Consider the following 18,226-nt stretch of genomic DNA (forward strand, 5'->3'; position numbering starts at 1 on the left):
TTATTCGGCGACTTTGTACTGTGCGACGATTTTCTGAATGTCGTTGTGCGGACGGGCGATAACCAGCGAGGTCACCACTTCACCCACGCGCTGCGCCGATTCCACGCCGGAATCAACCGCCGCTTTCACCGCGCCGACATCGCCTTTCACCATGGCGGTCACCAGGCCGGAACCGACGTTCTCATAGCCGATCAGCTCGACGTTGGCCGCTTTACACATGGCGTCGGCGGCTTCTACGCAGGCCACCAGCCCTTTGGTTTCAATCAATCCTAATGCGTCACCCATGATCGTTCTCCCGATTCAGGTCGTTATGCTTTGTGCTTAATGACGATTTTGTTGATGTCGTTGTGCGGACGGGCAATCACCAGCGAAGTCACCACTTCACCGACGCGCTGCGCCGATTCCACCCCGGAGTCGACCGCCGCCTTCACCGCGCCGACGTCGCCTTTCACCATGGCGGTTACCAGGCCGGAACCGACGTTCTCATAACCAATCAATTCCACGTTGGCTGCCTTACACATGGCGTCCGCTGCTTCCACACAGGCCACCAGGCCTTTGGTTTCGATCAGACCTAATGCATCACCCATGATTGTTTCCTCCACAAAGTCAGTTGATGGGGTCATCACCCGACTGCGCCGCGGGCCAGCAGCCCCTGTACGGCCAGTCACAGGCACTATACCCCTTAAGTGACAGTGCAAAATATAAATTCAATATGTCGCTTGTATTTAGTTTTAAGTTCTGATTTTCACGCTTATAAGGCCGTTAATTTATTTGTTAATGCTGATTTTGACGCGGGTAATAGCTGTGCTTACTGGTGAGAAAACGCGGCGGCGGCGTTTCATCTTTCGCCGCTGTCAGCTTGTTAATAAAGTTGTTATCAAAGGGATTTTCTCGGTAGCAGGATGGGGGCGAAGAGTGTGGCCCAGCGCAAGTTTTTGCCCGGCGGCAGCGCCGGCCCGGGGTGAGGCGGCGGGCGTTGGTAACGGGGAGGACGTGGCGGAGCAAGAGGGGGCACAAGGGGGAGCGGCCGCGGTACAAGCGCAAAACGGCGGTGCCAGCCTGGTAAGCACCGCGCTGTTAAAGGGAGAAAGAGGAGAGGATCAGCGGGCCGCGCCGGGCTTCAGCGTGCAGATATACAGCGGCGAGTTGATCGAACTGAGCAGGACGGTACGCGGGTTGATTTGCTCCACCGCCAGCTGCAGACCGTCGTGGCTGTCTGACATTTCCCGCATAAAGTAGTCGAAAATCACGTCCGGCGACTGGTCGATGGAGGACTTGCTGGCCTCCCAACGGCTGATGCGATAATAGCGGGTGCCGGGCGAGATGCGTTTGCTGGTGTAATCAAACTGCACGTAGCGCTGTAAATAGAGCCAGCCGGCGGCGGAGTTGGAATAACCTTCTACTACGATCGAACCTTTATTGTCGGCGTTAAAGCTGAAATGGATATTAACGTTGACGGATTCGGTCTCGGTATCTTCAAAATGCATTATTGCTTTGGTGGAGCAGTTTAACAGATCGTTACGCCAGATGGCTTCGTGCCGGGCGGCGACAAATATTGCCAGCAGCAGCAATAGCACAGAGCCGAAGAAAAAACATTTTCCCCAGACTAATTTTTTCATACTGCATTCCATGAGTAATAAAAATAGTTATCGCAGTAGCTGAACGAATTATCCTGATGCTTGACGCAGTGTGCGAGAAAAGTGCGGCCTAATCCGTTGGACTGCAGCTTATCACCGTAAAAGAACAGGAACTGCTCGCCGTTATGCTGCCTGATGCCTTTTTTCTCCTTCACCGCGATAAAATTTTTCCGGTAATTTTCGCGCATGCGCGGATCCAGCATGGCATCGGTGGAGAACACCTCGAACGGCTCCTGCGCCACCTGTGAGAAGCGCAGCGGCGTCAGGCTGCGGCCGTTGGCCCATGACCAGCAGAACAGCGCCAGGGCCAGCAGCACCAGCGCCGCGCCGCTGTAGCCCCAGTAGTGGTCATGGTCGCCGGAGACTGCGGGCGGCGTTGGCGGCGCGCTTAGCGGCTCTGCGGGCGGCGGCGCTGGCTCTGCCGCCAGCACGGCGGGGTGCAGCGGCGTGTCGTCAATCAGCTCTATCTGCAGTTCGGGGTTCAGCTCCAGCCGGCCGCGCGACACGGTGACGATCACGTTGTCGATGCCGTAGCGGCGGAACGCCTTACGCAGCATGCTCAGGTACTGGTTGAGGTTGCTGTTGGAAGAGACCAGGCCGTTATCGTCCCAGACGCGCTTCATGACGTCGTCGCGGCTGATAATGCCGGGATGCTGAATAATAAAGTACAGCAGGGCGTTGGCGGTGATGGTGAGCTGGGTATCGGACTTGCCGTCGTCGTTCAGCCGCAGTGAACCTTCGGTGGCATCATAATCAAGAAAGGCATTGATTCTGTACTTCATTATCGCCCCCCTGGGTGTTGATAGCTCGCCATCGACCCGCTGCAGCCGGCATTATCGGCCATGGTGCCCAGCGCGGCATGGGCGATTTATCGGTTTGTTAACTATGATGCTGCGAATATAGCCAGTGGTCGGCGGGGGGGACTTGATCGAGGTCAAGCCCCTTCCCAGCGGGGGCGTGACAAGCTGCGATTATGCCTGCTGGTTCACATTTTCGGTATAACAAACTGATAGTAAAGATTTTTCCTAAAGCCGGGGCGGGCAGAGGCGTAATGCCCGCCCCGGGGCGTTACAGCAGCCAGTCGAGCAGTACGACCCCTACCAGACTGATCGCCCAGGCGATGGTGGTGGGCACCGACCACACCATAATCTGCTGCTTCACGTCCTTGATGCCCATCATGCGGTTCACCACCCAGAACATGCTGTCGTTAAAGTAGCTGAAGAACAGCGCGCCCATGGTCGCCGCCTGCGCCGCCGCCAGCATGTTGATGCCCGGCAGCTGGCTGACGATAGGGGCGGAGATGGACGCGGCGGTGATCATCGCCACGGTGCCGGATCCCTGAATCAGCCGCACCAGCGTGGCGATAAAGAACGGGATCAGCACCGGCGACAGCGGCAGGCTGGCGACGTGCTGCGCCAGCAGGTTGCCGGTGCCGCTTTCACGCAGCACCGCGCCCAGCGCGCCGCCGGCGCCGGTCACCAGCAGGATGATCCCTGCCGACTGCAGCCCTTCCTCCAGCCGCTCCAGCGTTTGCTGTTTATCGACCTTCGGCATCAGGGTGCTGACCGCCAGCAGGACGCTGATCGCCAGCGCAATCACCGGCGAACCGAGGAAGGCGAAGGTCTGCCCCCACAGGCTGTCCGTCAGCCCGCTGAAGCCGTCGAGCTTCGCCAGCATGCCGTTGACTGCGTTGATAAAGATCAGCGCGATCGGCGTGACGATCGGCAGCAGCGAAAGTGTCAGCCCCGGCAGCGCCTTGGCGCCTTTTTCCGCCAGGTAGTTATCGTGGGCGGCGCGCAGATCCTGCGGCGCTTCGTCCTCCATCGCCGGCTGAAAATCCGGGTACTTCTTGCCCAGCCAGCGGGCATAGAGCACGATGCCGACCACGCAGGGCACTGCCAGCGTCAGCCCGGCCAGCATCATCGCGCCGATATCGACGCCGAAGATGCCCGCCACCCCTAGCGGCCCCGGCGTCGGCGGCACCGCGTGGTGGGTGATGATCAGCCCGCCGGCCAGCGCGACGCCCAGCGTCAGCAAGTTACGCTGGCCCTTTTTGGCCAGCGCCTTCACCAGCGGATAGAGGATAACGAACGCCGAATCAACAAAGATAGGAATGCTGACGATATAGCCGGTGATCGCCAGCGCCCACTCTTCGCGCTTTTTGCCCAGCCATTTGATAAAGCTGTAGGCGATCTGTTCCGCCGCGCCGGAGACTTCCAGCACCCGGCCCATCATCACCCCCAGCCCGATCACAATGCCGATGCTGCCGAGGGTGGAGCCGAAGCCCTTGGTGATGGTATCCACCGTCTGCACCGCGCTGAGCCCGCCGGAGATGCCGGCGATGGAGGCGGCGATCAGCATGGCGATCAGCGCGTGCACCCGGGTGCGCAGCACCAGAAATACCAGCACGAACACCGCCACCGCCAGGCCGATAATCGGAATATATAATTCCATGCTCAGCCCTCGCTCTGCGCCTGCTCATCGCGCAGGAAAGCGCGGATCGCCTGCTGAAAATCTTCATCGGCGCCAAAGCCCATCGCCAGCGCGCGTCGCACGTCGAAGTTGCCCGGCCAGCTGGCGACGATGCGGTTGATCGCCTCGTCCGGCTCAAAGCGCACCAGATTGCTGACCTGTTCGCCGGCGACCTCACGCAGCGCCGCCAGCATCTGGCGCACGCTGACGCTGATGCCGGGCAGGTTGACGGTGCGCGATACGCCGAAGGCGCTGGCGGGCAGGGTGGCGGCGTGGATAAAGTTCTGCACCACGCGGCCGGGGCTGGAGAGCCACAGCGTCAGCTCCGGCGATACCGGGCACACCGCCGCTTCGCCGTGCAGCGGTTCGCGGATAATGCCGCTGGCGAACGACGAGGCCGCCTTATTCGGCTTGCCCGGCCGCACGCTGATGGTCGGCAGGCGCAGCACGCGGCCGTCGACAAAGCCTTTGCGCGCGTAGTCGTTGATCAGCAGTTCGCACATCGCCTTTTGCGTGCCGTAGGAGGACTGCGGCGTTACCGCGCAGCCGTCGTCGATCAGCGCCGGCAGCTCGCCGCCGAACACCGCCAGCGAGCTGGTGAAGATAAACTTCATCGCCGGCGCTTTGCGGCGTGCGACCTCCAGCAGCTGGCGTGTGGCGTCGAAGTTGACCTGCATGCCGAGGTCAAAGTCGCTTTCGGCGTGGCTGCTGACGATGGCGGCCAGATGGAACAGCACGCCGCAGTCGGCGTCGATCAGCGATTCCGCCGCCTGCGGCTGGCTGAGATCGAGCGCCACGCAGCGTACGCGCGCATCCTCCACCGGCGGGTGCGGGGTGTTTATGTCCGCCAGGATCAGCCGTTCGAACGGCAGGACGTTGTTTTGCAGCAGCGCGGCGGCCAGACGCTGGCCGAGGAAGCCGGCGGCGCCGGTAATAATAATGTTCATGGTGATACTCCTGTTCCCTAGTGTTGTTATGGTTGTTGTGTCTTGTGTGGCGCGTCAGAGGCTGACGCAGTGCAGTCGCAGCCCGCGATCGTTAAGTTGCTGCTGGGTTTCCGCCGCCAGCGCGGCGTCGCACAGGATGTCGTCCAGCGCCTCCAGCGGGCAGACGCGGAACATGCCGTACTTGCCGAACTTGCTGCTGTCGGAGACCAGCACCCGCCGGCGCGCCACCTCCAGCAGCGCCTGTTTCACCAGCACTTTTTCTTCATGCGGCGTCGACAGCCCGTGCTCCAGATCCCAGGAGCTGGTGCTGATAAACGCCACGTCGATATTCAGCGTGCGCAGCAGCATGGCGGCGCTGTTGCCGACGCAGGAGTAGTTGCGCTGGTCCACCTGCCCGCCGGTGTGAAACAGGCTGAGCTGCGGGCGGTTCATCAGGTGCTGGATAATGGAGAAGTCGTTGGTGACCACCGTCAGGTTGAAGCGCTCCGCCAGGTTGCGGGCGATTTCAAAGGTGGTGGTGCCGGCGTCCAGGTAGACCACCTGGCCATCCTCCACCAGGCTGGCGGCGTATTTGCCGATGGCGCGCTTATGGCGGTGGTGCAGCTGCATTTTTTCGTTGTAGGCCAGCTCCTGCCGCAGCGCGTCGCTCAGGCGCACGCCGCCGCTGACGCTGACCACCTTGCCCTCTTCCTCCAGCACGCGGATATCGCGCCGCACCGTCATATGGGACACGCTCATCAGCTCTGTCAGCGCGGCGATGGGCACCAGCTGATATTCATGCACGTAGCGATAGATAAAATCGCGGCGTTCGGATGGGATCATGCTCTCTCCTGTTGGCCGCTGACGCCTGCAGAACGCGCGGCTGTTATTTTTTGTTATCAGCGAAGATAGTTGACGATCTGGTTTAACAAGTAAGCGATATTTGTCACAAATAACGCGCAGGGGATGGATGGCTGCTTGGTGGTTAATTTGTTGAAAATAGGTGGTTTAATTAAATATTGCTGATAAAAAGACGTGCACAAAACGCTGTGATAAATAATGTGACGGCTAACATCTTTTGTCAGCGGCGGGGAGGGTGGATAAGTGGTAGAGAAGGGCGCGATCGGCGCGCCGCCGGGCTACGCTGATTTTTTCGGCACTTAACGCGTTGAATCGGCGATAACTGTTGCGCCCTAGTAGCTGGCAGGTATAATGCACCCGTTTTCCGCATTCTACTTCAGTGCCGAAGTGGCGAAATCGGTAGACGCAGTTGATTCAAAATCAACCGTAGAGATACGTGCCGGTTCGAGTCCGGCCTTCGGCACCATCTAGCAAGTAGCAGTGCAACAAGAAGCCACCGAGAGGTGGTTTTTTTGTGCCTGAAATCCAGTATCCGCAAGGTTTCCTCGCTTTTTCACTCAACCTAACCTGATTCAATCTACATCAACTTACTGATGTGGGTATAACTGCGGGTATTTCCCGGTTCGATAATGTTTGTACCCACACAGAACCCTTGAAGGATACTCATCATGGCTCTGAGTTATGTGAAGGTTCGTTCGGCTAAGCCGGAAGCAAAAGCCTATAAGCTTACTGGCGGTGAAGGCATGGTGTTGCTGGTTCACCCTAATGGCTCCAAATACTGGCGGCTGCGTTATCGCTTTTGCGGTAAAGAGAAGATGCTGGCACTGGGAAAATACCCCGAAGTCTCGCTGGTGGATGCCAGGGCTCGTCGGGATGAGGCCCGTAAGCTGTTAGCTAATGGCGTCGATCCCAGTGAGAACAAGAAAGCCGTTAAGGTAGAGCTGGAGCAAGAGGCGATAACGTTTGAAGTGGTAGCCAGAGACTGGCACGCCAGCAATCAAAAGTGGTCTGAGTCGCACAGTGCTCGTGTATTGAAAAGCCTGGAAGATAATCTCTTTTCAGCCATCGGTAAGCGGAACATTGCTGAATTGAAGACACGGGATCTGCTTGTCCCCATCAAAGCCGTCGAGTCATCCGGGCGGCTCGAAGTTGCCGCCCGTTTACAGCAGAGTACTACCGCGATTATGCGCTTTGCCGTTCAGAGTGGTTTAATCGACTACAATCCTGCGCAAGAGATTGCCGGTGCGGTTGCTACGGCGAAAAGACAGCATCGTGCGGCTTTGGAGCTTAATCGTATTCCTGAATTACTTCATCGCATTGATCACTATTCCGGAAGACCATTAACCCGACTTGCTGTCGAACTTACCTTGTTAGTCTTTATCCGCTCAAGCGAGCTGCGCTTTGCCCGCTGGTCAGAAGTGGATTTTGAAACGGCCATGTGGACGATTCCGGGAGAGCGTGAACCGCTGGAAGGTGTTAAACATTCTCAGCGTGGTTCAAAGATGCGGACGCCACATCTTGTTCCCTTGTCGCGTCAGGCCTTAGCTATTTTGGAAAAGATCAAAGGCATGAATGGAAACCGAGAGCTGATCTTCGTTGGCGATCACGATCCTCGTAAACCCATGAGTGAGAATACGGTGAATAAAGCTCTGCGAGTGATGGGTTATGACACGAAAACGGAAGTGTGTGGCCATGGTTTTAGGACAATGGTGTGTAGTTCGTTGATTGAGTCGGGATTGTGGTCGAGGGATGCGGTAGAAAGGCAGATGAGCCATCAGGAGCGTAGCTCTGTGCGGGCGGCTTATATTCATAAGGCGGAGCATCTGGGGGAGAGGAGGTTGATGCTGCAGTGGTGGGCGGATTATCTGGATGCGAACAGGGATAAGGCTGTGAGTCCGTTTGATTTTGCTAGGCTTGGGCGATGAGCAGCCACGATTTATATCCTACGTTGAGTACTACCCTGTATGAGAAAGACTTTAAGATTACCTAGATTGATCTCCAGTTGACGCATGTGAGCAAGAACAGCATCCTTAGCACCTATAACCATGCCTATGATCTTGATAGCAGGCAGGGGTTAATGAGGTAGCATGTTGATTGTTTTTTAAACGAGTGGGGCATGCCAACGCCACTCGTAAGTTAGTAATTGGTAATAAAAGCTATCAACGCCAGTAAGGAAATAGGCGTTGATAGCTTAGCTTTTTTTTGCCGTGAATTTCAAATGTTGAATAAAGCAACAGAAATGGTGTTTTATGCTTGATGAGGTATCACATCAAATTGAGAGTATAACACCATGGCTCCGTACCAGGCATGTATCGCATTAATTGAATTATGTTGATGGCCACAGGGTGTGGTGGATCTAGCCACCATACCTTGCGGAACAGTTTCGGCACCATACAAGATATGTCATCTAGAAGGTAATTGTATCGTCCAAATGTTGATATGTGTCTAGGTGGAAAGCTCTCTAAGGGGGCCAAGGCTAAACTGTACCGGAATGTACGCCAGATCCGTTTTTGTGCTTCTAGAGTCAGGCTAGCTAAATAACCATTCATTTAACGCCTTAAGCCAATCAAAACTTATATCTGATATATTAATTTTCTTTTAATAAATAGCTTGCTTCATTTCTCCTGTTCCTATTTAAAGAGGGATTCAATTAAAATAGCTGTCGAATTGTAAGCGCACCCGTTTTAGTTCCACGCACTTTTTGAGAGTTCCGGTTTTTCAGCCATCAGTCGCTACTCTTCCGGTGTCAGGTTATTCAGGGATTCATGGGGCCGTTCGCTGTTATATTCAGCCAACCAGCGCTCTGTAATTTCCCGGGCTTCATTCAGCGTTCTGAATAAATAAAAATCCAGTATTTCTGTCCGGTACGTCCGGTTAAAACGTTCAATAAAGGTATTCTGCGTTGGTTTCCCGGGTTTGATAAATTCTAGTATCACACCATGCTCTTCAGCCCACTGCACCTGCGTAAGCGAGACCAGTTCCGGCCCGTTATCCATCTGCAGTTTCAGTGGATAACCCTGGTTTACTACGATCCTGTTCAGCACCCTGACCACCCGCTGTGCCGGGATATTCAGATCGATTTCTATTGCGAGGGCCTCGCGGTTAAAGTCATCCACTACATTGAAGGTCCGGAAGTGTCTGCCGCAGACCAGCGCATCGTGCATAAAATCGATGGACCAGCTCTGGTTCATCGCCTCCGGCGTTGCCAGCGGAGCCGGATTACGTACCGGCAGGCGCTGTTTTCCCTTACGGCGAAAATTCAGTTTCAGCAGGCAGTAAATACGGTGAACTCTTTTATGATTCCAGCTATTGCTCTGCCTGCGAAGGACCTGAAAAAGCTTTTTAAATCCGTATCGCGGATAGCGTTTAGCCGCCACGGTCAGCGCCATAATCATCGGTTCATCACGTCGCGTATCCGGCTGATAACGAAATACTGTCCTGCTCAGCGACAATGTCCTGCAGGCCTGGAGTAAGATCATGGCAAACTGCGCGATCAGATAGCTGACCAGCTCACACTTTATCGCTGGTGTTAAAGCTTTTTTTCGATAACGTCTTTCAGGACCCGGCATTCAAGGCTGAGATCAGCAAACATCTGTTTGAGGCGCCGGTTTTCATCCTTCAGTTCTTTCATCTTTTTGATATCAGAGGTTTCCATCCCGCCAAACTTCGCTTTCCAGTTGTAATACGAGGCCTCAGAGATACCAGCTTCGCAGCAGACATCCTTGACGGTACGTCCGGCTTCGACGGACTTCAGAACGGCAATGATCTGGTGTTCGGTGAATCGGGCTTTACGCATGGTGAGCTCCTCAGGGGACATAGTCAGTATGTCGGAAGATCTCTAAAAGTGAATGGTTCTCTTAAGTGGGATACTTGCAGAATCAGAAATTGATTCACATGATGATTCTTTTTTTGATTCATATGTTGACAGGGATTAAGATTCATGTATGCTAACTTAATGTCAAACACAAGAGCCTAATCATGAGCCTATTAAATAATCTTAATAAAAAATTTAATTCTGATATTAAAAACACTGTGACCTTAAGTGTTCGAGTCACTAATGAAGAAAATGCTGTACTCCAAGAAATTGCCGATGTTGTTGGCTGTACAAGACAAGATGTTATTTATCAGTTGATCTCCGACTATGCTATCCCCGAATGGCGGAAGATGAAAATGGAAAGTGAGAATGAATTAACAGATATTGCTGATGAAAATAGCGGGGTTTCTTATTTCCTCTTAAATACTAATAAAACAAATAGCACCGTTGACCATAACATAATTCTGGAGCAAGGAATTGCTGCAACTTTCGAAGATGATTATATAGGGAAAATCAATAGAATAAAAAAAGGGGATGTTGTTTTCTTATACGAATCAGGGTCAGGGATTGTGGCATATGGTTTTGGTAGTGGCCAGAACATTGATGAGCCTAATCCAGAAAAAATTAACCATAGCTCAATGCGATATCAGGTGTTATCTGATTTTTCTTTGCTGGAAAAGCCTTTATCTGCAAGAGATGTAAAACGAGTACTTGAAAATGATATACCTTTCGCTCAAACACTGTCACGCGTTAAAAATGGTGAAGTGTTATATAATTATCTAAAAAATAAAACTAATCTCGCATAAGAGAAAGTATTTTAATTTATTTTGTTATTAAGGTAATTGTTTTTTAATCTTTCATAAGGTAATGGCATGCAAACCGAATTAATAAAAGAATTGAACAAGGTTTTAAAAGGTTTTTCGCAATTCTGGAACGGAGAGGAATTACACCGCTCAATTGTGATTGAAGCTATCAGTAAAAAACAGCCAGATCTAATCAAGGCATTGGTCACTAATGAAAAAGTGCGTTCTGTTTATGGTACGGATGTTGATGGTATTTTTATCTTTGACTTTGACAAATTATGTAGCCTGCTCAAATACAAGGAATACTGGGCTAACAGCTTCACTAAATACCGGAACAAAGTCGGATTAACAAGTGAAGGTAAATACATTGATTACAGCTCGGATGTAGTACTTGACTTCCCCTTTAAGGATTGCATTCTTGAAGGCGGGATGACAAAAGAGGAAAACGGTAAAAGTGAATTATACTACAATGAGATAATTGCAAAGGATGAAATAGATAACCTTTTATCCCCAAAGGTTTTTACATCTATAAAAAGATATACTAAAGAATCTGTTTCTGACAGGCTATTATCATTCATCTCGAATGATAATATTTTATTAAAAGGGAATAATTTAATAGCACTACACTGCTTGAAGAAAAGATTTATTAACTCAGTTAAGTTAATCTATATAGATCCACCATATAACACTGGAAACGATAGTTTTAGGTACAACGATAAGTTTAATCGTTCTACATGGCTTACGTTTATGAAAAATAGGCTATCAATCGCAAAAGAATTATTAAGAGATGATGGTATCATATTTGTTCAATGTGACGACAAGGAGCACTCCTCCCTGAGATTTTTAATGGATGATATTTTTGGTAGGGATAACTTCCTAAACAATATCGTTGTAAAGACTTCTGATCCTTCAGGATTAAAAGTAGTAAATCCATCGCCATATTCTCAAACAGAATACCTTCTAATGTTTTGTAAGGACAGGAGCAAATACACCTACACACCTCAGTTCGTAAAAAGCTCTTACGACCCATCATACGGGAAATTTATAAAAAACATAAGTGATGACTATTGTCAATGGGAGACGTGTTCTTTAGCTGAACATTTCGCTAAGTGTAAGGGTTTTAATAGCGTTAAAGAAGCAAAGGAAAAATATGGTCGATTAGATTTTGACGAAGGAATGGCTCAATTCGCGATTGAAAACGCAGATGCTGTTTATCAAGCAACCGCAATAAGCAATGCGGCTGGCAAAAAAATCGTAGAGATTAGGGATGAGTCTAAAAATAATCCGGGTAAAATCTATAAAGTAGAAAGGGATAACGACAATATATATATTATTAATGGAAGGCAAATATATTTTTATTCTAATAAGGTCAAGGATTTAAATGGAACTCTGACCCCCACCATGCTACTTACTAATCTATGGCTTGATATCCCGTGGAATGGAATAGCTAATGAAGGTGATGCCATTTTTAAAAATGGGAAAAAGCCTGAGAAACTGATTCAGCGGTGTATTGATTCATGTACAAAAGAAGGTGACTTGGTTTTGGACTTCCACCTTGGGAGCGGAACAACTGCAGCAGTAGCCCATAAAATGGGGCGTCGCTATATTGGCATTGAGCAAATGGATTACATCAATGAGATTACCGTGCCGCGCCTGCAAAAAGTCATCGAAGGTGAGCAGGGGGGTATATCCAAAGACGTTAATTGGAAAGGTGGGGGAAGCTTTGTCTATGCTGAACTGATGGAGCTGAACGCGTACTTCGTGCATGAAATCCAGAAAGCGCTGTCTACTGAGGAACTCGAAAATCTGTTTTCCGTAATGAAAACGGAGGCGCACCTCAATTATCAGGTGGCACTTGAAAACGTGCTGTCCGCTGAGTACGAAATGGAAGGCATTCCACGAAAGGTTGCATTCAGCGAGTTGGAACTGCACGAGAAGAAGCAGCTTCTGATTGAAATACTTGATAAAAATCAACTCTACGTGAATGCCTCGGAGATGGACGACTGCGATCTGAACATTTCAGAGAGCGACAAAGCTTTCACCCGCAGCTTCTACGGTATGGAGTGACGGCATGGCGAAGAAACCGAAATCAGGCAGCAGTGAGAAGCTACTGTTTAACAAGCTGAAGCAATTTGACGAACCCGGTCTGTTCCATGACAACTACCAGACGCCGGGCTACGTTCAGGCGAACCTGAAGGACGAGCTGCGTCCGTATCAGCACGGGGCACTTCGTTACCTGCATTATACGCAGCGTAAGCGGGAAGAGGCACTGCTGCATTACCGTCACCTGCTGTTTCACATGGCAACTGGTGCTGGAAAAACGATGGTGATGGCGGGAACGATACTCTATTTGTTTAAAGAGTATGGATATCAGAACTTCATCTTCTTCGTTCATACCGACGCGATTATTCAGAAAACCCGCGAGAACCTGCTTAACCCACAGTCGCCGAAGTACCTGTTCAGTCAGGAGCTGGAAATCGATGGGGAAAAAATCACCATCGCGTCGGTGGAGACGTTTCCGTCCGTGCCGGAGTGCAACACGATTTATCTCAAGCTCTCGACCATCCATAAGATGCACGATGAGCTGAACAGCTATCGTGAGAATAGCATCACTTACGAGGATTTGAAGGAAATCCCGATCGTGCTGCTTGGTGACGAGGCGCATCACTTCAACGCCGGCACCAAAGCGAAAGGCAAGGCAAAAAACTCGACGGAATACGAGGAACTGACCTGGGAGCGCACGATTGAAAATATGCTCGCGCAGCGCCCCGACAACCGTCTGCTGGAGTTCACCGCCACCATAGACCTAGGTAAAAAAGAAATTTGGCAGAAGTACCATGACAAGGTGGTGTATCAGTATGACCTGAAGCAGTTCATGTCAGACGGTTACTCGAAGAAGGTCATGCTGTTGGAAGCCAATCAGAATGACGGCGACAAGATGCTTGATGCGGTACTGCTGAGCCAATACCGCAAGCTGACGGCGGCGGATAACAGTATCGCCGGCTTCAAGCCGGTCATTCTGTTCAAGTCGAACAAGATTGCCATCTCAAAGGCGAAGCAGGATGAATTTTCGCACCTGATTGCCGAGCTGACACCTGAGAGCGTCAGACGTCATCTGGCGAACAAAAAAGTACAGCTCAGTTCTAACACCAGTATCTGGCATAAAGTGATACAGCGTTACGCTGAGAGCGATTTGGTGACAGTTATCGGGCAGATTCAGGAGGATTTTAACGACTTCAATCTGCTGAACGTCAATAAGTCAGATCTGCTGGAAGAAAACCCCATTCTGCTGAACACGCTGGAGGAAGCCGATAATCCGGTGAGAGTCGTCTTTGCTGTGGCAAAGGTCAATGAAGGTTGGGATGTACTCAACCTCTACGATATTGTCCGCATCAGCGAACAGGCGAGCAGCAGCAAAACCGGCACGGACAGTGAGGCGCAGCTTATCGGGCGCGGTGCACGCTATTATCCGTTCCGTTATGACGGCAAGCGGAGCTTCACCCGCCGGTTTGATAACAGCGCGAAGGATTTAAGCGTGCTGGAACAACTGCACTATCACACCATCAATGAACCGACGTACATCAAAACGCTGCACGCTTCCCTTGAGCATGCGGACATTGACGTGCATCAGGATGGTGGCGGCACAATCGAACACGCCAGGCTGAAAGAGGACTTTAAAAAGTCCGCCATCTATCAGACGGGTAAACTGTACTTCAACGAAGTGGAAGAGATAGAGAGCAGCAACCGCTGCTGGGAAACGTACTCACTGGAAACGCGTTTTGAAATATCGTATCAGACCGCCGGTGAGGAGTCACTGGACAACCTGACAGGGGTAACGGGCAACGTCACGAAACATGAACCGCTGGTGCTGGATGAGCGTTTTTACCGCAAAGCGATGCAGAGAATCCGCTTCTACGAGCTGGATAACCTGCAACGCTTTTTCCCGAAGCTGACCGGTATTCGTGAGTTCATCGGCAGTGAAGCTTATCTTGGCAAGCTGAGAATCACTGTCACCGTGCCGCAGCCGCTGGATTTCTCTACCGTACCGGCAAAAGAAAAACTGCATCTGCTGGAAAACGTCCTGCTGCGTATCTCAGAGAACGTACGGCGTAATGACCAGAAGGTGAAAGGCACATATCGCTTCATAAGCCTGCCGGTGAAGGACGTTATCAAGGACTACAGCCTGCACATTGACCCTTCCGTGATAATTAACCAGAAAATCACTGCCGCGCAGACCATCGGTAAAAAATGGTACGTGTATGACAACGCTATACTGAATCAGCTTGAGCATCGTCTGGTGAAAATGCTGGAAGCTTTTATGCCGAAGCTCAGAGCCCGTTACGACGATATTTATGTACTGCGTAACGACGAACAGTCAACGCGCTTTAAGCTCACTGAGTTTGGCGGCGTGCGCGGCTTTATGCCGGACTTCATTATGATACTGACGCGCCATGCGGATAACGCTTACTGGCAGGTCTTCCTTGAGCCGAAGGGTGATGACAGATTGCTGGATGATGCATGGAAAGAAAAAATGCTGGAAACCCTGAATGACAGGGATCGCATTGTGATTGATGAAAGTGAGGACGTAAGGCTGGTTGGGATTAAGTTCTTTGCCAACAGTCAGATGGAGGCATTTGTTAGCGATATGCAGGATAAAATTAACGATGGTGAGCCACTGGAAATCTCATCACTGCTGCTTTGAACACTGCAATTAAGAAAAGCGGAGCCCTGTGCTCCGCTTTTACAGTTGTTGAAATACCATTCCCTATAGAGGTCGTCTGACCTGCCCCAGGATTAGATACAACTTTCAGCAAGTAATGTCGGTTGTCCTCATGTGGCTTATGAAGACATTACTAACATTATGGTGTATTAATCAACGGGGGCAGGCCATTCTGGTTGCTGATATGCCCCGAGCGAAAAAATAACTGGATTGTTGTAATTAATCCGTAATACCCTAGTTCATTGAATATTATTAGCTATCTTTCTAACTGAACTTGACTCGCCGTATCCCTACTCCTTTTTTCTTTGTCCATCATGCGTTGTCGCCGACATAGCAGGTGTATTTGCTTTTTATAAACAAAATTAGGCATCTTTCAATGCGGGATGCGGGATGCGGGATGCGGGATGCGGGTGCCATTATCATCATTGCTCAGGTATCAGAGTACGCTCGAACGAAACATATTTTTAAATACTGATAAAGGAGGCGTTAAATGGAAGTTGTATACCAGGTTGTTGTAAAAGATAGAATCACTAACTCTCATAGAGATACTTTTTCAGAAATGCTAAAAGCTCAAGGAAAGGTTCAAGGTGATCTGGCTACAAAAGCAGATCGGTGCATGGCGATATGTTTTGCTTTCTACAATGAAGAGCTTGCTGCGACTGGTGCAATTAAATGTAAAACCGTATCGGATTTTTCGGCTCATAAAGCTGATTTAATTTCACTTGAGCCAGAATTTGATTGGGAGCTGGGTTATATCTACACCGTTCCAAAATTTGAAGGTAAAGGAATGGCTCGGAATGTAGTCGCGATTTTGCTAGAATATTTTGGAAAGGGAAATTTGATGGCAACAACTGAGATAACTGAAAATAAAGGAATGGTTCATATATTAGAAATAAATGGTTTTAGGCTATATGGAAAACCATGGAAGAGCACAATACACGGGAATTACTTAGGGCTTTATCTTAAATTCAAATGATGATATTAATCATAATCCTGAAATAAGTTTATTTTATTGAGTAGCAATCAGAATCAAATCTCATTAGTTTGAGGTTTGATTCTGACATGTTATTATGGATAAGTGTTTGAAGTGTCATTAAATGTAACTGAATATAAAACAAGGTGATTTTGTTGAAAGAGCATACTTTAATTGAAGGGGATTAAGTTAAGACCTTTAGGTGTTATCGTTACAGACTTTGAGGAGAAAAAGCAGGTTTATTACTTCATTGATTTTGTGTAGAAAAAATCATGAGTATATATAAATAAGTTGTTAATGATTAATTGTCTATGTTTCAGTTGATTACCATTGAAGGGCGAGTCCGACCTTGCATATAATTAAATCGAGTTTCTTAATTTTTTTACCTGCTAAACCGTTCTCTCTCTCAAGTCTTAAAAATCTGCTTTCGGTGCCAGCCGACGTACTGCTCCGCAGGCCATAGCGCTTTGTCATGAGGCAACAACAGCCGCTGTTGGTTCTTCTGCCAGAACAGCTGATCCACCACCGGGCTGCGGCTTACGCCGCCGGAGATGCGGATCGTCATATCTTCATCCAGCCCAAACGCGCCCATATCAAAGGCGGAGTGATGCAGCGAGCACAGCGCTATCCCGTTGCTGACCACGCACGGACCGCCGTACACCTTCCAATGAATATGCGCAGCCTCGATGCCGACCAGCGCGCCGTCCAGGCGCAGATCGTAACCGCAGAAGGCGCAGCGGGAGTGGTAGGCGCGCAGCACGATCTCCCGAAAACGCGGATCGCGATTGTTGGAACGATCGATAAAATCAAAGCCCAGCTGATTGGCCAGAATGCGCTGGACGCTTTCAGGGAAACGATCGGTCAGAATCTGCTGCGCCAGCTTATCGATCTCCTGCGGGTGTTCCTGCAGCCGCCGGTAGTGCGCCTCATCAAAGCCGCCGGCAACCTGGTTATCAATCAGCTCCTTTTTGGTGGGCTGAGTGTTCCCCTTGCGCGGTTTACAGCTCTCCGCATTGGCGATCTCCCAGAACCCGTCGCTCCTCAGGCGCCAGAAGGGCATATTGGGGTAGTCGGTGCGGCGCTTGGGGCCGAACTCTTTCAGCAGCCGGGTCAGCGGCTCATGGATCTCCCGGCCGTAGTTAAACAGGCGCGAATGACCGGCTTTGTACTGCGACAGCACATACAGCAGCAGCAAGGGCTTATGCGGCGCGCACACGTCGCCCTGACGCCATACCGAAACGTTAGAGATGGCCGATTGTAGTGCTGCAAATGTTGTCATAGGGATGAACCGCTTTAACGGACTGATGTTATTGCGATCATGCTCGCAAATACGGGGAAATTCAATCGCTACGGCTGCGGTAAACAGACCGGGCAGGATGCGCGACGGCCCGTGTTACGCAACGCGTTTACCAGATGCGTGTAAGACCCCACCGATTGACGGTTCAGCTGAGAAAGTGCTCTTATCTCATCTGGCTCAGGATGGCAGGATTTTCATATGGAAAATGGACAGGGTAAGTCATGAACAAATGGATATTATCGGGAGCAATACTCCTGCTGACGGGGTGCCCCGGCCCGATGGATCCGGTAACGCTTACGCTGCCGGCGCAGGCTGCGGTGGTGGATAACCGGGTCTGCATCACCGTTCCGGCCGAAGAGGGGGAGAAGGTGTTCTCTGCCCAGTTTGGCAGCGATGCGGGGCAGGAGATGTATAAAACCTTTGGTGATGCGGATAAGCAACTCAAGGCGGTAAAGGGCGCATGCCTGCCCACCTTTGATTTTGCGTTCCAGCCTGATAACACCTATGCCGTTTACTACCGTCTGGAAAAGAACCCCACGGAAAAAGGGCGGCTGTTTGCGGCGCGCTTCTCCCTGACGCAAGATAACAACGGCAGGCTGCAAATAGTGCAGTACCAACGATGATCTTTAGCGATGTCCGGCGCCGCTACCTTATCTTATCCCCAACACCAACTGAGCCAGGCTCTCTCCCTGACTCAGTTCGTGCCGTTTTCTGAAGCTGGCG

15 protein-coding genes and 1 tRNA gene are annotated in these 18,226 nt (G+C 50.6%); 7 read left to right on the forward strand and 9 right to left on the reverse strand.

What is annotated here, in order from left to right:
- The 7 genes from I6G83_RS09390 to I6G83_RS09420 all read right to left on the reverse strand — a co-directional run bounded on the left by I6G83_RS09390 (nucleotide 1) and on the right by I6G83_RS09420 (nucleotide 5,878).
- A complete protein-coding gene (locus I6G83_RS09390; RefSeq protein ID WP_054305250.1) occupies nucleotides 1-285 on the reverse strand; it encodes a BMC domain-containing protein in 285 nt (94 codons plus the stop codon).
- Nucleotides 286-308: 23 nt separating this feature from the next.
- Nucleotides 309-587, reverse strand: coding sequence for a BMC domain-containing protein (locus I6G83_RS09395; RefSeq protein WP_015670698.1), 279 nt, complete (start codon nucleotides 585-587; stop codon nucleotides 309-311).
- A 513-nt stretch (nucleotides 588-1,100) separates the two neighbouring features.
- Nucleotides 1,101-1,619, reverse strand: a complete 519-nt coding sequence (locus I6G83_RS09400; RefSeq protein WP_054305249.1) for a FidL-like protein — start codon at nucleotides 1,617-1,619, stop codon at nucleotides 1,101-1,103.
- Nucleotides 1,616-2,419, reverse strand: coding sequence for a winged helix-turn-helix domain-containing protein (locus tag I6G83_RS09405; RefSeq protein ID WP_054305248.1), 804 nt, complete (start codon nucleotides 2,417-2,419; stop codon nucleotides 1,616-1,618). Before I6G83_RS09405 ends, I6G83_RS09400 begins: the two co-directional genes overlap by 4 nt.
- 286 nt (nucleotides 2,420-2,705) lie before the next feature.
- Nucleotides 2,706-4,091 carry a GntP family permease gene (locus I6G83_RS09410; RefSeq protein WP_054305247.1) on the reverse strand — a complete coding sequence of 462 codons (1,386 nt, stop codon included), beginning with the start codon at nucleotides 4,089-4,091 and terminating at the stop codon, nucleotides 2,706-2,708.
- A gap of 2 nt (nucleotides 4,092-4,093) precedes the next feature.
- Nucleotides 4,094-5,056, reverse strand: coding sequence for a D-erythronate dehydrogenase (gene denD, locus I6G83_RS09415; protein ID WP_054305246.1), 963 nt, complete (start codon nucleotides 5,054-5,056; stop codon nucleotides 4,094-4,096).
- Nucleotides 5,057-5,110: 54 nt separating this feature from the next.
- Nucleotides 5,111-5,878 carry a DeoR/GlpR family DNA-binding transcription regulator gene (locus I6G83_RS09420; protein WP_054305245.1) on the reverse strand — a complete coding sequence of 256 codons (768 nt, stop codon included), beginning with the start codon at nucleotides 5,876-5,878 and terminating at the stop codon, nucleotides 5,111-5,113.
- Nucleotides 5,879-6,277: 399 nt separating this feature from the next.
- Between I6G83_RS09420 and I6G83_RS09425 the strand changes: the two genes are divergently transcribed.
- Nucleotides 6,278-6,362 (forward strand) — tRNA-Leu (locus tag I6G83_RS09425).
- 202 nt (nucleotides 6,363-6,564) lie between these two features.
- Nucleotides 6,565-7,821, forward strand: a complete 1,257-nt coding sequence (locus I6G83_RS09430) for a tyrosine-type recombinase/integrase (RefSeq protein ID WP_054305244.1) — start codon at nucleotides 6,565-6,567, stop codon at nucleotides 7,819-7,821.
- 807 nt (nucleotides 7,822-8,628) lie between these two features.
- On the opposite strand, the gene I6G83_RS09435 is transcribed toward I6G83_RS09430, so the two are convergent.
- A protein-coding gene (locus I6G83_RS09435) for an IS3 family transposase (RefSeq protein ID WP_232238952.1) occupies nucleotides 8,629-9,692 on the reverse strand; the annotation gives its coding sequence in 2 pieces (ribosomal slippage) (nucleotides 8,629-9,440 and nucleotides 9,440-9,692; 1,065 coding nt in all).
- Between the two features lie 182 nt (nucleotides 9,693-9,874).
- Here I6G83_RS09435 and I6G83_RS09440 point away from each other — a divergent pair.
- The 4 genes from I6G83_RS09440 (at nucleotide 9,875) to I6G83_RS09455 (ending at nucleotide 16,209) form a co-directional block, all read left to right on the forward strand.
- Entirely contained in the window at nucleotides 9,875-10,516 is a 642-nt protein-coding gene (locus tag I6G83_RS09440) for a hypothetical protein (RefSeq protein ID WP_072186076.1), read from the forward strand.
- A 66-nt stretch (nucleotides 10,517-10,582) separates the two neighbouring features.
- A complete protein-coding gene (locus I6G83_RS09445) occupies nucleotides 10,583-12,580 on the forward strand; it encodes a site-specific DNA-methyltransferase (protein WP_054305242.1) in 1,998 nt (665 codons plus the stop codon).
- 4 nt (nucleotides 12,581-12,584) lie between these two features.
- The gene (locus I6G83_RS09450; RefSeq protein ID WP_054305241.1) at nucleotides 12,585-15,215 is read left to right on the forward strand and encodes a DEAD/DEAH box helicase family protein; all 2,631 of its coding nucleotides are present in this window, start codon (nucleotides 12,585-12,587) and stop codon (nucleotides 15,213-15,215) included.
- Between the two features lie 508 nt (nucleotides 15,216-15,723).
- Nucleotides 15,724-16,209 carry a GNAT family N-acetyltransferase gene (locus tag I6G83_RS09455; RefSeq protein WP_054305240.1) on the forward strand — a complete coding sequence of 162 codons (486 nt, stop codon included), beginning with the start codon at nucleotides 15,724-15,726 and terminating at the stop codon, nucleotides 16,207-16,209.
- A gap of 403 nt (nucleotides 16,210-16,612) precedes the next feature.
- On the opposite strand, the gene I6G83_RS09460 is transcribed toward I6G83_RS09455, so the two are convergent.
- Entirely contained in the window at nucleotides 16,613-17,485 is an 873-nt protein-coding gene (locus I6G83_RS09460) for a phosphorothioated DNA-binding restriction endonuclease (protein ID WP_054305239.1), read from the reverse strand.
- Between the two features lie 296 nt (nucleotides 17,486-17,781).
- Here I6G83_RS09460 and I6G83_RS09465 point away from each other — a divergent pair, with 296 nt between their 5' ends.
- Nucleotides 17,782-18,126: a putative T6SS immunity periplasmic lipoprotein gene (locus tag I6G83_RS09465; RefSeq protein ID WP_232238953.1), complete on the forward strand. Its 345-nt coding sequence runs from the start codon at nucleotides 17,782-17,784 to the stop codon at nucleotides 18,124-18,126.
- Nucleotides 18,127-18,226 lie beyond the last annotated feature (100 nt).

The sequence above is a fragment of the Serratia rubidaea genome (genome assembly GCF_016026735.1).
Lineage (GTDB): Bacteria > Pseudomonadota > Gammaproteobacteria > Enterobacterales > Enterobacteriaceae > Serratia_B > Serratia_B rubidaea.